Here is a 17159-nt window from a genome sequence, read left to right on the forward strand (position 1 = left end):
GCATGCAGGCTTCTTGCCTGATGCGAAGCGACGCAGAGGGGTTGGGGCTACGTGGTTGATTCGATAGGCGGTTCGGAGCCGGAAGACTCTGTGCCCGTCGATGGTGGGAAGAGTGTCGAGCAAGCGAAGGTGATTAGCCCATACGCCGGCGGGGGCGGGGGCTCGACGTTTGCCCATTATGTCGCCGCCACGTATGTCGCCCGGATGCTCCTGGGAGAGGGGCATCTTGAGATCGATGGATTGCCCGTAACTCAGGTCCATTTTCAGGTTTCCGGCAGGCATGTCGATGACCTGCTGATAGTCGGTAGGTCCGATACGGACGAGGTCCGGATGCTGGTGGCCGCGCGACGATCACCAAGTTTTGTGCGCAGCCACGCGAAAACCCGAGAGCTCGTTGCATCTTTGGTTCGCGAAGTACAGAACGCAGGTGACGAGGACCTGATCCGGATTGCGGTTGCAGTCGCCGATTGGACTGATCCATATAGCCAGGTCCAGGAACTCGCGGTCCTGGCACGTCACAATCTCGATGACGAGGAATCCTTCTATCGGCAGGTGCACACTCCCGGTCGTAGGAGTGAGCCTCTGCGGAACCGATACCGACATCTCTCGGACCTCATCAAAGCCAGCAGGCCCTCACCCTTGCCTGAACTGGAAATCCGATTGCTCACGTGGCGAATGCTCAGGCGCCTTTGGGTCCTCCAGTTCAAAGTTGAAGTCTCCAATGAGTCGGATTGGTCTGCTATAGCCAATGCGCTAGACCGGATCGTATCTCCGCCGTATTCGGGTGTTCATGTGCGAGATCGTCTCTTCGCTCTGTGCGCGAAGTGGGACCTACTGGGGGTAGAGGTCGACGAGAGAGTCGCTCGACGCCACCTCCGCACTCTTCTCGGCGACCACGCTCGATCGTCGAATCGACTTCAGGCGGCCTTGGACGACGCGGAGAGCTATGCCTACCGCTCAGTTCGGTCGACCATCGGCGTAGCGACTGATGACACGCCACCTATTCGAGTCGAGCGCGCCGTTCTCGCGGCCGAACTCGGTGATGCTCTGCGGACCGCTGGAACGGGTGGTGACGCACTAGTGGTGACAGGCGAATCCGGCACAGGAAAAAGCGCCTTGGTTCTGTCGACGGTTCGACAGTTGGCGTCTCACGACCCTGACAGGTTCGACGCCGTGGTTGTGAACCTCCGATATCTGCTTGATTCGATGGGCGAAACCTCTTCATCGATGCGAAACGGCATCATCGATGCGCTGAACTCGTCGGTCGAGGCTCGCGTCGTTGTAGTAGATGCCGCTGACGCTGTACTCGAACGAGGCAGTGCCGTCTTCGGCGAATTAATCCACCACGCACGTGCAGCGAAGGCTGGACTGGTCGTCGTCTCGGCCGACACAGCGGTCAGCCAAGTGCAGGATCAGATCAGCACCGCGTTCAACTCTGTCGGCACCTTCGAGATACCGCCTCTCAATGATGAGGAGATCACTGAAGTCGCTGGCAAGGTGACCTCGCTCAGCGGTCTGTTGAGAGACCTGCCGCAACGGTCATTACTGCGGCGTTTGGTTGTGTTGGACCTGCTCGTCCGGTCTCGGCTCGCACTCGTCGGTTCCCTGACGGGGTGGGGTTGTCTCGAGATCGTCTGGCGCGGGCTCGTCCGGCGCAACGAGAACAGCGCATTTGGATCGTCGGAAGGACGCGAGCGGGTCCTTCTGATACTCGCCGAGCGCGAACTTGGTTTACCGGCCGCGTCGGACAAGAACCTTGCCGATCCATCCGCGGTCGATGCGTTGCGGCGAGATCATCTGCTCGCACCGTTCAATATTTATGATCCGCAACCCCGATTCGCTCATGACGAGGTTCGGCGGTACGCCGTGGCGCTAGTGCTCTTCCGTTCCGGCGCGATCGCTCAATCGCTCAAGGATGCTGACGTACCGCGATGGTCGATGTCGGCCGCGCAGTTGGCCTGCCAGTGGTATCTACTCCAGGTAGGTATCGGTCCGTCGGCCGCCTTCGAACGCATCAAATGGGATTTCCTCGGTCTCGGTGCCCAATTCGGGTCTAGATGGGCCGACGTACCCGTCGAAGCCGCCCTGGAGTCTCCACGCGCGTACGAGCATCTGCGAGGGCTTCCGTTGACTTCCTCTGTGGACTCGGGTCACGGGCTCCATGACATTGTTCGGGTGGTCGAGCAGCGTCAGACCTGCGATGGTCTGGTCGACACCGACCGTGGCGAACCTTTGGTGCGTATTCTCCTCGAGCGCGACAGATCCTGGTTGCGGTCGGAACCGATCTTCTCCTTCGTCGCTGCATGGCTCCAGGCGCTTGTGGCTGCTGAGACGCCAGCTGGCAATCCCACACGCCAGCTCATGCGTGCGCAACTGATCGACTACTGGCTGGAGTACTACGAGCCTCCCAACGAAGTCTCTAGTGTCGAGCAGCCGGACCCTGTGAACCGTTGGCTTAAGCGGGCGGGTCATCGTGGCAGGGCCCGTCGGCAACGCGGATACCTCGACTACAGGTTGACCGATGAGAAACTTGTGGAGTTGTATGCCGCGCTCGGCGCCGATATCGACGCTCAGGTAGAGCAGATTCTCACTGAGATCAGCCAGTGTGCACCCGCGCACCTGGCGCCAGCAGCAGATTCGCCGTGGAGTGCGCGTGCGGTCGCGCAACACAGCACTAGCCTGCTCCAGGTTCTGATGGAGCGCTACTACATCGACCTAGAACCCGACGGCGGAGGGCTGCGCGAGGATGGGATTCGTGAGCACTGGGGACGATGGGCCCCACTCGGACCTCCCTTCGCCGCCTATTGGTTTGGCGGGTTCTGGCAACTGTTCAACCGAGTCTCGCTGAGCCGCTCGGCCTCGTTGCTGAACCAGATTCTCAACCACGCGGCGCGCTACCGCGTCGAGGATCACTATCGCTTCACGTCGGACACGACTTCCGAAGATTCAAAAACGCGGGACTGCAACTATTCCATGAGCCTCTCTGGTGAAGAACGCTGCTATGTAGGCGATGGTGGAGTGTGGAATTGGTATCGCGGCGCAGCCGGCGGACCGTACCCGTGCATGAGCGCACTACAAGCAATGGAGCGCTTGCTCGACCAATTCCTTGATGCAGGCGTGCCCATGTCGGCGATAGTCCAGGTCCTTCTCAAGGACTGCGAGAACCTCGCCGTTCCCGCTCTGCTGCTGGGCGTCATGATCCGGCACATCGAAGTATCCCAAGACGCTATCGAACCCTTCCTCGCGGAGCCGATGATCTGGGCGCTGGACTCTAGCCGGGTGGTTCATGAGCACATTGGTGCACATGCCCCTGATTCAGATCAGCTAGTCAATTCCGAACGTCGCACAAGCAGCCTGAAGGAGGTTTGTATGCGGATGGTCCTCGGCGGAGATCAGGACAGCCAGGACCGTCTGCGTGCGGTCGGCCACCAACTCGCGGACAAAGGGAACGCAATCGGGATGGGTACCGAAGCATCGGGTTGGGCTGCATGTCTCGATGCGGACAGGTTCAAAGGGTATCGATCGGGTAATCAGTTCCTGGTCGAGGTAGAACCACCCGAGCACGTGGCGCAGTGGCAGGCACAGTGGGAACCTGATCTGGAACGCACTAATACGCTCTTGCGTCTCCAGAACCGCTACGCGACCTTCTTTCGTCGCTCGGATGAGAACTACGCCCCACCGACGGCCGAGGAAATCTCCACCGACCTGGCCGTAGCTGAGGACCTACTCAAGTCACCACCTGCGATGGCTGCAACCGACCCCATCAATGCCGCCGCACATATCGCAGCAGCAGCCATCCAGTGCGCGGCCTATGGAACTGACCAGGTGTTCGGCTCCGGGATGGCCTTCACACTAAGACTAGTCATGTCGATCACCTCTGCCTTCGAGGACGATGCAGATCGCAGCCACGAGGACCAGTATTTCGCGCTGGGTGCGGATCGCGCTGCGGCGACAGCCCTTCCTCTGCTGTTGCTTCCCCAACTTTCCGACAGTCTCGCTGCTGCTGGATTCGCTGTGGCCGACATTGATCGCGCTGCGTCCGCTCTGGCGAGCAAAGCCTCGATGGAGACGCGCCTATATCTCGCACGTGGATGCGATCGCCTATGGTCGAGCACGTGTCATGGAAGCCCGTGCTTCCACTACACGGCCGTCAATTGGCTGACTGACACCGCACGAGGTGCCGAAATTGGGCCATGGGATTCCGAGGGGCAAACGCGCACCCGGATACGCATCACGTCCGACCTGACCGACCGACTCTCCAAACTCGACGACGATTCCGTCGAGTCCGATGCCCTCGACGCTGCAATCCGCGGCTTCGGTGCCGCTGCTGCATCCAGCAGTTGTGTATCCGCGAAAGCAATCGCGCAACTTGATGTGCTGCTCCATGCGCACCGGCGCGCGATGGTTGCCCAGGATAACGAAGGGTGGTCTGTCGACCACAATCAAACCCAATCACTGGTGGCAGCACGCGCCCTCGCACAAGGAGCGATCGCCACCGGTATCGAGCCTTTGACTGTCCACCTCACTGCCCTCCGGGGAAGCGCCCACCTGCTCGCCAGTTTCCTGCACATGCTCGCAGCCGTCGGAGCCGAAACACCGGAACTCGGCCGAAGCGTTCGGGCGGCCTGGCCGGCTCTTGTTGAACACGCCCTCACGCTCTCGGTCGGAACACCCGATCCCTACACTGACGACACCTGGGGTGACTGGGCCCTGGCAGCGCTGATGCCCCGTCCAGCTGCATGGACTGAGGGCCTCTACAACGAGATCGCCACCAAACCCTTCGACTGGGTAGTGGCCGACGATCTGATCGATGTCATCCCACGATGGGTGGAACTCGCCCGCGGACACCGAAAATGTGTCGACGACCTCATCAGCCTCCTCCACCAACTCCCAGTCAGCCGGCAAATCACACTCGGCCTCCAATGGATCCAGGACTTGTGTGTACAGAACGACCAAGTCAGCGTCCCCTCTTCCCCGGTGCTGAATGAGTGGTTGATCGGTCTGCACCACAACGCGGACGCACGTGAGCAACTGCCCGGCTGGCAAAAGCTCGTGGATCAGCTAGTCGCCGCCGGCAACCGACAACTCGCACCCTATTCGGTCTGACAACGGCGTCGAACCTTCCCTTGGGGCAGTACGCAACTGGGTCGGTTCCGCGACCCGGCAAGCGAACCAGAACTCGTCGCGTTCGATACTCCACCAGCTAAAACCCGCGTGGCGCTACCGTCGCTCGGATGACCTCACCAAAGTCACCGACTGCTACGTGCGCAACTCGATCGGGGAGACCGTGTTCGCGAACTACTACACGGGCTTCCCGGTCGCGTGCATCGACGATGGTCATGTGTCGGCGTGGAGCAGCCGGATCACCTGAGCCACACGCCTTCTCACCGCACCCGACCACACGGTGGCGAGCCATAGCGCACCGACTTCATCAGGTGAGCTTCACCGCGCCCATAGCGCCCTCGTCGCCGATCAGCGTAGGCGTCTCGATACCGCGGGGTAACCTCGTCGCCGTTGATAGACTGCGGCCCAACTGGATTGCGGAGGGACACACAGTCATGGAACCGATCACGATCGGGCTTGCTGCAGCGGCGCTACTGGCTACGAAGTTCGGCGAGGGGATGGCCCAGAACGCTGGTGAAAGCGTCTGGGGTGCAGTCAAAGCTGTTTTGGCCAAGAAGTTTCATGCTGACGATGAGGTGACTCAGATGCTGGAATCAGCCGAAATTACGCCAAGTAGGGAGAATCTGACAATACTCACGCAGCGGATCGTCGATGCCTCGAGTACCGACGAACAGTTCCGGGACGAGTTGGCCGAGCTCCTCAGCAAGGTTCCTCACAACTCGCTGACGAACATCAGCGCACAGGCCTATGACAATGCGAAGCAGGCCATCATCACCGGAGGTACATCGATCGGAACGCTGAACCTCTGATGTACAACTCGTGAGCGCTGATCGCACCTTCCGCGCCACTGACCATGCCGTACAGATACATGTGGACGGCGATGGGCATGTGGGTGCTCTCCACATAAGCTCGCACCGCGGGGCTGTCATACCAACCGTCGGTCGGTTTGTCGTCGGTGAAATCCCGCGTGAGCCTGTGGCGTTCGTCCGTCGTGAGACTATCCGTCTACTTGAGGAGCATCTCGAAGGATCGCCCCGGGCGCTGGTTGCTGCTCTGGCCGGAATGCGTGGAATTGGCAAGACGCACGTAGCTGCAGCGCATGCGCGGCAAGTGCAAGAACGTGGGGGGTCGGTGTTATGGATAAATGCTGCTACTGCCCGGGACATCTTGGCAGGGCTGTCGCGGGCCGCTGTGCTTCTCGGTATATCCGAGCTTGACGGCGACCTAGAGAAAACCCTCGACCAGCTCTGGAATTGCATTGCTCAACTTCCCGATCCAAAGCTCGTCGTATTTGACAATGCTCAGGATCCGGATCTTGTCCATCGGCATCTTCCTCGCGATCCCAACACTCGCGTTGTCATTACAAGCACCGATCATCGATTCCATGAATTGGCGCCGCTGATCCCTGTTGATGTGTATACCCGCGAAGAATCGATCGAATACCTTAATCAACGCACCGCCATAAAAGACCAGCCGGGCGCCAGCGCGGTGGCCGAAGAACTTGGGAATCTGCCACTCGCTATAGCTGCGGCAGCATCGGTCATTAGAAATGATCACTTTACCTACGATGAGTATCTTCAGCTGCTGCGCCAGCCGAACTCCCTGGACGAAGCGTTGAAGAAGGCTGCCGGCCAGCATTATCCCGATGCCGTTACTGTGGCCTTGCAGCTCAACCTCGATACTGTTCGTGCACAGAGCATCGACGGCGGGGCGACAGTGGTCCTCGGCGTTGTCGCTGCACTCGATTCGAACGGTGCTGCGACAGAGTTGCTTGCACGCCTTGCGATTACATCTGTCAAGAGTGTCATCTCGCAGTGCGTCAACTCATCGGCGCTTACCTTCTCACGCGATGAACACTCGGTCACGATGCACAGTTTGTTCCGACGGATGGTCCAGAGGGATGCCGAACGATCCGGCCTTGTTCCTACGATCGCAACCTTTGCACATGACATCCTGCAGCCTGAACTGATTGGAAATTCTGGGGAGGTATGGAAACGAAGGATCGGTGTATCAATTGCAGCATCCCACGTAGAATCGCTTTGGTCTTGGGCAAATTCCCATATGTCCCACGCCGACAACGGCAATATCCTGAGATTGCTTCTCCACCAGAGAGCATGTACCGTATCTCAACTTACTGCTATTGCTGAATTAACCGAGGCAATTCGAATTGGCTCGATGCTTCTATCTGATTATGTGCGAGTACTTGGACCAGAGCATCCAGACACGCTCGCCTCTCGAGAAAATTTGGCTACCACGTATCGACTGGCCGGTCGAGTCGACGATGCGATTGAACTACTTGAGCGGGCAGTCGCAGATAAAGAGCGGATTCTTGGTCTCGGGCACCCGGACATATTGACACCTCGCAGCGATCTAGCTCTCGCGTATGAATCTGCCGGTCGGCTTAGTGAAGCTACTCTACTGCTTGAACAGACCCTCATTGAGAATGAGAGCGTTCTCGGACCGGAAGATCCCGAAACATTAAGAGTGCGAGGTGACCTCGCATTCACCTACCGATCGGCGGGCCGATTGCCCGAAGCCATACGATTGTTCGAGCAGACGGTCACTGAGAACGAACGTGTTTTTGGATCAGACGACCCTGAAACGCTCGCCACGCGTGACAACCTCGCGGGTGCCTATGAATTGGCCGGGCGAACCGCTGAATCTATCCGTCTCTTCAAACAAACTCTTGCGGACCGTCACCGTGTACTTGGTTCCGATCACCCGCATACGCTGATGTCGCGTCATAACCTCGCGTACGCTTATCGATCCGCGGGGAAGTTCGATGACGCCATCGAAAATTTCGAGCGTACTCTTGCCGATCAGGAACAATTGCTCGGTGCTGACCATCTGCACGCGCTTATGTCTCGCCAGCACCTTGCCGATGCCTACTTCTCCGCAGGCCGTCTTCACGACGCGATAACTCACTATCGGCGATCAATCGCGGACTGTGAGCGGCTGCTTGGGTCCGACCACTCGGATACACTCCACCTTCGGAGACGTCTCGCTAAGGCGCTTGGCGCAGGCCCGAACCTAGCGAGTTCTCTAGCAGAGGTTTTCGGCGCCCTTTCATGGGAGCCGGAAGCTGGTATGAACGTATCGACGGAGAATAGCGGCCGTGAGTCTCTGGAAGAGCTGATAATTCCGAGCCTGTTAAGAGCGTCGATCCGTCGGCTTAACCCATATCTTCCTACCCACGTTGCCGACAGCGTCCTGGATTTAATTCTGACCCCTCGATCACAAGATCTCGCAACCGAAAATGCTCGAATTCACGATTATCTCGTAAATGGAATTCGTGAAACTACCTATTTCGATGAATTTGGTATTGAGCGCAGTCCAACGGTGCATATAGTGGATAGGTTAGACATAAAATCGAATAGCTTCCTCGCCTTGCGTGAGGTCGTTGTGCAGAGCCAAGAGGGAATCTATACACTAGATGCTGTCTTATATGTAAATGGGATTCCTTTGGCGGTGGTGGAAATGAAGAAATCTGCAGCCACCGATTCGTCCGTAGAGTCCGCATATTCACAGCTCCAGCACTATCTCGAATGCGCTCCGCCGACTTTTCGGTTCAGTATGATGTTTTTGGTTTCCGACGGTGTACAGGCCCGTTACGGAACAGCCGGTTCACCTTATAGTAGGTTTGCGTCGTGGAACGTTGACGATGTTGGTCGTCCAATTTCTCAGCCCGGCACCGCTTGGGATGACTCCGAGTTGAGCCTCGCTTTGCGAGGGATCTTCGACAAGCATCGTCTTATCGATCTGATTTGTAGCTTTTCAATTGCTGATAGAGGAGGTGGTGGCCAGCCGTCCCGTATCGCTCGACCTCATCAGTACTTTGCAGTATTGAATGCGATTAATCGAACCGTGGAGGCGATGTCTAATGATGGCAGGGCGGGCGTAGTTTGGCACACTCCAGGTTCTGGTATTTCAACGACAATAGAGATGTTTGTAAATCAGGCGCTTAGAAATCCAGCGCTAGCGGCGCCCACGGTAGTCGTAATCAATGACCGTTCCATACTCAGTGATCAGCTGTTTAAAATCTTCCTAGATGACAATCTTATTCCAGATATGCCGATGCAGGTATCTACGCGACAAGAATTACGGACTGAACTGACGAATCGTCGCGTGGGTGGGGTGCTCTTTACTACGCTGCAGAAATTCAGTCGTACTGAAGACGAGATTCGGGCTGGACTTGCACATCCGCTCCTTTCTGATCGAAAAGATATCATTGTAGTCGCTAACGAGGGTCACCGCAGTCATAGCAACGAATTGTATGGGTATGCGCGCCATCTGCGAGACGCCCTACCGAATGCGACGATGATCGCCTTCACTGGGACTCCTGTTAATCAAAATGACAGGGATACGCGGGCAGTGTTTGGTGAATATATCGACATCTACGATATCGGTCGCGCGGTGCGTGACGGAGCAACGGTGCCGATCTATTACGAGAGTCGTCTAATTCCTGTAAATCTTCCCAGTAATGTCGAACAGCCTGAAGATATTGAGCTAGAGGACATGCCTGTCTTTAACGTTGTCTATGGGGCGCCTGATCGTCTCAGGCGGCTCGCGTCCGATATAGTCGAGCACTGGGAAAAGCGCTCGGCAGCGATGACTAAGGTGATTGGCGTTGCAGGCAAGGCGGTAGTGGTGTGCAGCACTCGCGAGATCTGCGCATCTCTGTATTCAGAAATAGTTTCCCTTCGTATGGACTGGCATGACGATCGACCGGGCTCAGGTATAGTTAAAGTTCTCTATAGCACCTCCTCTCGCGATAGTGGCCGTCTGCTCAGATATCGCCTGAGCGCGGCCGAGCAGAATATGATCAGGTTGCGATTTAAAAACCCGCGCGACAGCCTTGAGCTGGTGATCGTTACCGAAATTACTACGGTCGGTTTCGATGCGCCGTCGCTGCACACGCTTTACGTCGACCGACCTATGCGAGGTGCGCCTCTTATGCAGGCATTGAGTCGGATCAATCGAGTCTTTGAGGATAAATCTGATGGATTGATCGTCGCGTACACCCCATTGGCTGATCAATTGCAAGAAGTAGTCGAGTCGTATACGGAGACTGCCGGGCAGAATGCTTCTGCAGAAGTCCAATTGCGAGATCGTCAATCTCGTGGATTGTCCAGTCCCCAAACCGCAGCGTATCGATGGCAGTCTCTGTGCCGAGTTCGTACCTCTCTTGCCAATGATATCGATCAATGAATTTGTAGATATTCCGCTGGTTGATCGGTAGCTCTGAATACTCCTGTGCTAGTCGAATGTTTAAGGACATTCTTCGTCTAGACGCGGAGTCCCACTCGCTGGCTGAGGTCGCGTACATCGGTGCGCATACCCATCGGCGGCTTTTTCAGCAGGTTCCGGAGCATATCGCGGGCAAAGCCGTTATAGCGGATAGTTTCAGGCGCGGTCCGCTCCGATTTTGAGAGCATCGTAAGTGCCGCTGTATCTTCGTCGCGTTGATATAGGCCCGGGCGACCTCGATCAGGTGGCGGCCGCGGCGCGGTACGGACACGATGTGATCGGCGTCGATGGAGCGGGCCGCGCGCAGTGCCTCGCCGGGCTGGCGGAGTTCCACACCGAGAGTCGTTGCGTGCGCTGCCATCACAGGCTGGGAGAAGCTGGTCTGCACGTGCCGATAGGTTGGGCCGAGTTGTTGGGCGATGCGGTCGGCCTGTTCGAGGCCGCGCCAGGCGTCACCGGAGCGGCCACGCCGGCCGTGGACGTAGGCGATCTCGAATTCCAACGCTCCGGCGATGCCGTGCCAATCGTCAGGGGTTTCAGTGCGGTCGAGATAGGGGGTGAGCTGGTCGATCGCGTTGCGTGCCAGCGTGATTGCTTCCTCCCATCGGCCGGAATCGCGCAAGGCTTGCACCATCGCCCAAGCACTGCACGCGATGACATAGGGGTCGTCGGCCTCGTAACCTTCGTTCACCGCGCGGTCGGCGACCATCCACACCAACTCCGGTGCGGGCTGATAGGCGACGTAGAAATCGGCGAGCTGGTAGACGCCTGCCAGAGTCCGGCGTGCAGCGCGTCGATCTTCGGCGGTACGTGCGGCGGTCTGGGCGTCGCGGATCAGACCTTGCAGCAGTACGCCCAGTTGTGATCGGTGATCGGGGCTGGAGTGGCGGATCCGCCACGCCTTGCGTAGCCGCTCAGCGAGATGATCGACACTGACCGCCCGAACTCTAGGGGTGATGCGGTAGTCGGTCAGCGCAGCCTGCACCTCGGACAGGGCCGCGTGACGCTCACCCGCGAATACCGTCACCGGTACCGCGTGATCATCTCCGGTGAGCGTGGCGAGGTCGTCCAACTCCAGGACACGAGCAATGCGCAGCAACAGCTCAAGGCTCGGCGTGCGCTGAATTCGGCCGTTCTCCAAGGCTTTCAGCCATTCGGCGGACCGGCCGATCTGGGCGGCCAGCACGGGCCGTGCCATTCCGGCGCGTTCTCGGTACAGCCGAACCCGCTGTCCGATCTGCGAGGGAGCTTCGGAACCGCTCACGGGGACCACCTCCTGGTCGTGTTGTCACGACAATCGCCAGCGTAACGGCATTGGGGGTACGTTCGTACCCGTTCACGGCGTCCGCCGGGCATACGTTCCACATTGCCCCGGCGTCGGTTCGATCACCAGTCCCCGGCGTCGGGTGCACTCCAACACCGTTCCAGGGACATGGAGAACACCCGACATGGAAATCATCGTTGTCGCCACCATCATCGCGCTAGTGCTGTTTTTCCTCGCCGCCCATGCACTGCCGGACGCCGAACGCACCCAGCGGCCGAAGCGGCTGACCGTCGCCGACATTCAGGCGCGCCTGGCGGCCGAGCCGCCACGCCCCTATGTACCGATCACCAGGGGGTGGTGAGCGATGGCGTTCACCGAACCCGAGGCGAAAGTCCTTGGCGCACTGTCGAACCTCGACCCTCCGCACGGGCTGACCGTGCGGCAGCTCTGCCGAGTTACCGGGCTGCCCGAGACCTCGGTCCACCGGGCGCTGCTGCGACTGTCGCGCACCGGCCTGGCGATGAGCCCTTTGCACAGCCCAGCACGGTGGCGCTGCACGGACCGCGGCCGTCTCGCGATCACCCGGCCCGTGTACCGCGACTACGCAGGGATACAGCCATGAGCAACTACGTGATCGGATTCCTGCGACCGGACGTGTCCGGCGAGGCGAGTGGCCAAGACGAGGCGCGAATCCACGCCCTTGCTGCCGAGTGCGGGTGGTCCGTGATTCTCATGTACTACGGCGATCGGGATCGGCCGGGCGGTGCGGTGATCAACCGCCTGATGAACCTCGCCTACAGCGAGCGCGCCAACGCTGTAATCGTCCCGAGCGCAGACCATTTCGAGCCCGGCGACATCCCGGCACTGGTCAAGATCGTCGACGTGATCTGTGTGGACACCGGCACCAGGTACGCCAACTCCCGTAAGGACGGACAGGACCAGATCTGCCTGGTCAACTGGCGATAACGGCACACCCACCGCCGCGACCACGTCCAGAGCGCCCCAGTGGCAAGACAATCGCCACTGGGGCGCTCGCCTGTGGCGAGACACCGATCGTTATTGAACCGTTTCGCACTGAAATGTCGAAATCGGGCCTCTTCTTGGCAGTTAACAGGCGAACCCAACCCACACGCCGAAATCCGGCGGCCCACGTGATCGACTCCGAACCTTAACCGTCGAGCACGGAATTGCATCTATTCCAGTCCCGTACCGGAAAAAGCGCGAGTGCCCCTGCCAGTACATGGGTGACGCCACTCCAAACGCCGAACACTCGACAGGAGCCCCGATGGAACGTCCCGAACCCGAAACCCAAGCCCCGACCGGCCCCGAACCCGCCAAGCCGCATGCCTGCGACCGTGCCCATCAACGCTGGCACATCGACCGAATCGACACTGAAATCCTTACCGCCACCCAACATGACACCGCCGTCACCCTCCTCGCCGACCTCATCGCCACATGGACCCACCGCCACCAGACCGACAACGGTGAACGGAACGCGGCATGAAACGCCACGGCCGAAATTCATGCCACACCAATACATTCGAAAACCGATCGAGCGACAATAGAACCGGCGATATACCGGACCAAATCCAGAACGCGAATTCCGATTCGCCACAGGTTGTTTCGGACATACACGTTTGCGAGAAGCGTGTATCGAGGGGAAGGACCGGCAGCATGGCAGGCAGCAAGAAATCCTCAACTTCGCGTATCTCCACTGACACGGCCGCCTGGGAACAGGACGTGCGGGTAGGGACTTACACCCGCCGCTCCACCACCGAAGACAACCAGCCCTACTCCATCGAAGCCCAAGACGCCCGCCTCGATTCCTATATCGATTCCCAACCCGGCTGGCGGCGCACCACGTCCTTCACCGACGACGCCTCCGGTGCCAGCACCGAGCGGCCAGGTCTGCAGCGTGCCCTGCAGGCTGCGCGCGCCGGGGTCATCAATGTGCTCGTGGTCTACCGGGTTGACCGCTTCTCCCGCAATCTGCGCGACCTGGTCACCTTGCTCGATGAGCTGGACCGGGCAAAGGTCGTGTTCCGCTCCGCCATAGAACCATTCGACACGTCAACGCCCATGGGTCGCATGCTGGTGCAGATGTTAGGCATGTTCGCTCAATTCGAACGCGACACCATCATCGACCGCGTCATCGCAGGCATGGAACGCAAAGCCGCCAAAGGACTTTGGAAAGGCGGCAAACGCCCCTACGGCTACCGAGTCGACAAGACTACCCAAACTCTCGTCGTGGACGAAGCCGAAGCCGTGGTCGTACGAATGATCTTCGACCTCTACACCTGCCGCCGCCTCGGCGCCCGTGCTGTCGCCGCGGAGTTGAACACGCGTGGTCATCGCGCCAGCACCGGCCGCGAATGGTCGGGGCATCACGTGCTGCGCATTCTCAACAGCCGGATCTATCTCGGCGAGTTGACCTTCCGCGACACCACCGTCACCGACACCCACCCCGCCCTCGTCGACAACGACATCTTCGAACACGCCCAATCAGTCCTGGAGGCACGCGGGGAGTCCCATGCCCACCGCGCCGCGAACTCCTCGGACTATCTGCTTACCGGTCGCCTGCGTTGCCCGCGTTGCGGGCGCGCCATGATCGGCACCCGTGCCACCGGCCGCTCCCGCACCTACCGCTACTACACCTGCTTCAACCGCGCCCGCTACGACAGCGACAAGTGCGACTTCACCCGCCTCGATGCCGACTCCGTGGACGCTGCCGTCCTGGAAGCCTTGGGCAAGTTCTACCGCACCCGCCACGACCTGATCAGCCAAGCCATCCACGCTCAACAGCGATATCACCGCGACGCCAGCATCGACCTCCGCGCCGAACTGGCCACCGTCTCCGCCGAACTCGCCAAGGCCCAGCAGGCGATCGACCGCTATCTGAACGCCTTCGAAAACGGCACCCTCGACCCCGAACTCCTCGCCGGACGACTCAGCGAATTGCGCGCCCAGACAACCCAGCTCGCCACCCGCCGCGACGAACTCACCGCCACGCTGGCCAGCGAACCCACAACCCCGGAACCAGCTGCGCTGGATGGCATCGCCGACACCATTGCGGAAATCATCGCCACCGGCACCCACACACAGACCAAGGCACTGATAGAGGTCCTGGTCGCCCGGGTCGCCATTACCGGCCCCGACCGCTTGCTCCCCACGTTCCGCATCCCCCAACCCGGAAACGACATTGGGGCTGATACCGCTTCCGCGGTATCAGCCCCAATGGAGTCGGTTCGTGCAATGCCACGATTGGTGGACGTTGGGGGAACTTACTACAACACGAACATGCAGGTAGACGCACTGGAGAAGTTGCTGGCCAAGCTGCCGGACCTCACTGTCCCCGCTCCAACATCGCCAGTCCGGCCCGCACCGAAGCGGGCGCACCAACTTGAGCGACGACTCACCGACACCGAACGAGCAGAGATCATCGCGGCCTATGAAGCCGGGTCATCTGCCAAACGCCTCTCCGCCCAGTGGCAACTCGCTAAAGCCAGCATCCTTCACGTCATCCGCTCCGGCGGCGTAGCGATCCGACAGCAACGGCGGCTCACCGATGGCGAGATCGACCACGCCGCCACCAGATACCAAAATGGCGAATCACTCCACCGAATCGGTGACCACCTCGGGGTGGCCCACACCACGATCCGGTCCGCGCTCCAACGCCGCGGCATCCCCCGACGCGACACCCACGGCCGATCCCGATGAACCATCACGCAGGCGAATAGCCACTGGACAGGGAGAACACCTTGGCGCGTGCAGGATGCCGGAGTGTTCCCCGCATTTGCGCCCGGGCGGCCTTCAGCACGCGGGTATCTTCGCAATCCCGTACCAAGCTGAGAGTTGTTGGCACCATGGAGGACTGGTGTGGACTGCTGGCGACGCGAGCAACGAAGACCCTTGCTCTCCGCGGCGAATCTCGATTGCGACCATCCTATTTCGGTGATCACGTACCGATCCGGGGGTTCGGTGAATGCCTTGTGTAGCGCTGCCTAAAGCCACGCAAGGTCATCTTCGATTAATCAGTGAGCCGACGGAGTCTAGCGAGGAACCCATCGATTTCGTCGAGATCTGGAGCCTCCGGCCCTCGGTACCTTCTCATCGCATCACGTAGGACGATCGCGGCCGCTTGTGCTTGTTGGAACCGTTCAGCGCCAGCTTCCAACCGCATCATCTGGGCTAGTGCGTCGAGATGTCGATCGACTGCTCCCTCGTCATGCACGTCCGGCTCCCACCGGACAAGACGATGCCCGTGCTCTTGTAGAGCAGCCACAAATCCCCTGCCCCGGAGACTGCCATGTCCATCGTATAGTCGCCGTGGCCGTCGGACCTCAGTGGCGGTGGCAAGACCGAGATCCGCGTTGGGGTGGAAGCGGAACTGTCGTTGCCGGTGGCGTCGCGGTAGCCGAGGAACGCGATGACCGCAATCAGCACTGCAACCCCGATGGCCGGCATTGCGCTCAATAACGCCAGGCCCGGCCGGCCGGAGCGGGCATGTACAGCATGGCCTGGAACACGTTCGGGCACGGGTGATTCCCGGCGTGCCCGCGCGGCGAGGATGGTCTCTGCGTTCGGCTCGTTGACCGGACCGACAGCGGGCGGACCCGTCACCGGCAAGGGCGGCGGTGTGGCTGTGTCCCCGAGTGCCGAGGTTGCCGCTTCGGCCAACGCCCTACAGGTCTGGAAGCGATCGTCCGGATTCTTGGCCATGGCCCTGGCGATCACCTCATCGAACGCTTCCAGGGCGGGGTCGATCGCCGACGGTTTCGGCGGAGGCTCGGACAAGTGCGCATGCATCACCGCCAACGCGGACGATCGACGATACGGCTGTGTACCGGTGAGCATCTTGAACAGAGTGGCACCCAACGCGTAAACGTCTACCCGATGATCGACATCACCACGCTGTATCTGCTCGGGCGCAGCGTAAGCCAGTGTCGCCACAACCGCTCCCGTCGCGGTGAGCGACACCGAATCGTCCAAGGCGCGAGCGATACCGAAGTCGGTGACCAGCACTCGGTCTTCTTCATCGCGAACCGCCGCGACAAGGATGTTGGCGGGTTTGACGTCGCGGTGCCAGATGCCGGCGCGGTGTGCGTGGTCGAGGCCGCGCGCGACCTCACCGAGGATGTACACCGCTCTGGTCACCGAAACAGGTCCTTGCGCAAGGATCTTCGCCAGGTCTCGACCGTCGATGTACTGCATGGACAGCCACGGTTGGTTCTGTTCGATGCCGCAATCATGGACCGCGACGATGTTGCGGTGATCGAGGTGTGCGACATGCTCGGCTTCGCGTTCGAACCGGGTGGCGAACTCGCCGTCGCCCAAGGCGGTGTGGTGCAGGATCTTCAACGCGTCCCAGCGCGGCAGCCGTGGATGGCGAGCCATGTAGACCGCACCCATGCCACCGGAACCGAGCACACGCTCGATCCGGTATCCAGCGAAAACCGTCCCCCGTTCGAGCATGCGGCCAAGGATAGCCAGCACCACATCCCCACGAGCAGCTATCGCAACCCCA

Annotated in this window: 10 protein-coding genes; 8 read left to right on the forward strand and 2 right to left on the reverse strand. The window is 59.9% G+C overall.

The features are described from left to right. The first annotated feature begins 51 nt into the window (after nucleotides 1-51). The 3 genes from OG874_RS26025 (at nucleotide 52) to OG874_RS26035 (ending at nucleotide 10332) form a co-directional block, all read left to right on the forward strand. Complete coding sequence (locus OG874_RS26025) at nucleotides 52-5106, forward strand: hypothetical protein (protein WP_330249761.1); 5055 nt, start codon at nucleotides 52-54, stop codon at nucleotides 5104-5106. Nucleotides 5107-5435: 329 nt separating this feature from the next. Beyond that, the gene (locus tag OG874_RS26030; RefSeq protein ID WP_330249762.1) at nucleotides 5436-5933 is read left to right on the forward strand and encodes a hypothetical protein; all 498 of its coding nucleotides are present in this window, start codon (nucleotides 5436-5438) and stop codon (nucleotides 5931-5933) included. A 10-nt stretch (nucleotides 5934-5943) separates the two neighbouring features. Further along, nucleotides 5944-10332: an HsdR family type I site-specific deoxyribonuclease gene (locus tag OG874_RS26035; RefSeq protein WP_330249763.1), complete on the forward strand. Its 4389-nt coding sequence runs from the start codon at nucleotides 5944-5946 to the stop codon at nucleotides 10330-10332. Nucleotides 10333-10477: 145 nt separating this feature from the next. Here the strand turns inward: OG874_RS26035 and OG874_RS26040 are convergent, their stop codons facing one another. Next, nucleotides 10478-11635, reverse strand: coding sequence for a helix-turn-helix domain-containing protein (locus OG874_RS26040; RefSeq protein ID WP_330249764.1), 1158 nt, complete (start codon nucleotides 11633-11635; stop codon nucleotides 10478-10480). A gap of 184 nt (nucleotides 11636-11819) precedes the next feature. Here OG874_RS26040 and OG874_RS26045 point away from each other — a divergent pair, with 184 nt between their 5' ends. From OG874_RS26045 to OG874_RS26065, 5 genes are all read left to right on the forward strand, one after another. Next, the gene (locus tag OG874_RS26045; protein ID WP_330249765.1) at nucleotides 11820-11996 is read left to right on the forward strand and encodes a hypothetical protein; all 177 of its coding nucleotides are present in this window, start codon (nucleotides 11820-11822) and stop codon (nucleotides 11994-11996) included. Between the two features lie 3 nt (nucleotides 11997-11999). After that, nucleotides 12000-12257 carry a helix-turn-helix domain-containing protein gene (locus OG874_RS26050; RefSeq protein ID WP_330249766.1) on the forward strand — a complete coding sequence of 86 codons (258 nt, stop codon included), beginning with the start codon at nucleotides 12000-12002 and terminating at the stop codon, nucleotides 12255-12257. Then, on the forward strand, nucleotides 12254-12601 hold the full coding sequence (locus OG874_RS26055; RefSeq protein ID WP_330249767.1) for a hypothetical protein: 348 nt from the start codon (nucleotides 12254-12256) through the stop codon (nucleotides 12599-12601). Before OG874_RS26050 ends, OG874_RS26055 begins: the two co-directional genes overlap by 4 nt. Nucleotides 12602-12920: 319 nt before the next feature. After that, nucleotides 12921-13139, forward strand: a complete 219-nt coding sequence (locus OG874_RS26060) for a hypothetical protein (protein WP_330249768.1) — start codon at nucleotides 12921-12923, stop codon at nucleotides 13137-13139. Between the two features lie 170 nt (nucleotides 13140-13309). Next, nucleotides 13310-15352 carry a recombinase family protein gene (locus OG874_RS26065; RefSeq protein WP_330249769.1) on the forward strand — a complete coding sequence of 681 codons (2043 nt, stop codon included), beginning with the start codon at nucleotides 13310-13312 and terminating at the stop codon, nucleotides 15350-15352. Between the two features lie 471 nt (nucleotides 15353-15823). Here OG874_RS26065 and OG874_RS26070 read toward each other — a convergent pair whose 3' ends face one another. After that, entirely contained in the window at nucleotides 15824-17107 is a 1284-nt protein-coding gene (locus OG874_RS26070; protein ID WP_330249770.1) for a serine/threonine-protein kinase, read from the reverse strand. Nucleotides 17108-17159 lie beyond the last annotated feature (52 nt).

The sequence above is a fragment of the Nocardia sp. NBC_00565 genome (assembly GCF_036345915.1).
Classification (GTDB): Bacteria; Actinomycetota; Actinomycetes; order Mycobacteriales; family Mycobacteriaceae; genus Nocardia.

What these genes read in the sequence shown, in the direction of transcription:
- OG874_RS26070 (WP_330249770.1), bottom strand. Translation starts at nt 17,107, where the DNA reads ATGCTCGAACGGGGGACGGTTTTCGCTGGATACCGGATCGAGCGTGTG.
- OG874_RS26045 (WP_330249765.1), top strand. Translation starts at nt 11,820, where the DNA reads ATGGAAATCATCGTTGTCGCCACCATCATCGCGCTAGTGCTGTTTTTC.
- OG874_RS26060 (WP_330249768.1), top strand. Translation starts at nt 12,921, where the DNA reads ATGGAACGTCCCGAACCCGAAACCCAAGCCCCGACCGGCCCCGAACCC.
- OG874_RS26055 (WP_330249767.1), top strand. Translation starts at nt 12,254, where the DNA reads ATGAGCAACTACGTGATCGGATTCCTGCGACCGGACGTGTCCGGCGAG.
- OG874_RS26065 (WP_330249769.1), top strand. Translation starts at nt 13,310, where the DNA reads ATGGCAGGCAGCAAGAAATCCTCAACTTCGCGTATCTCCACTGACACG.
- OG874_RS26050 (WP_330249766.1), top strand. Translation starts at nt 12,000, where the DNA reads ATGGCGTTCACCGAACCCGAGGCGAAAGTCCTTGGCGCACTGTCGAAC.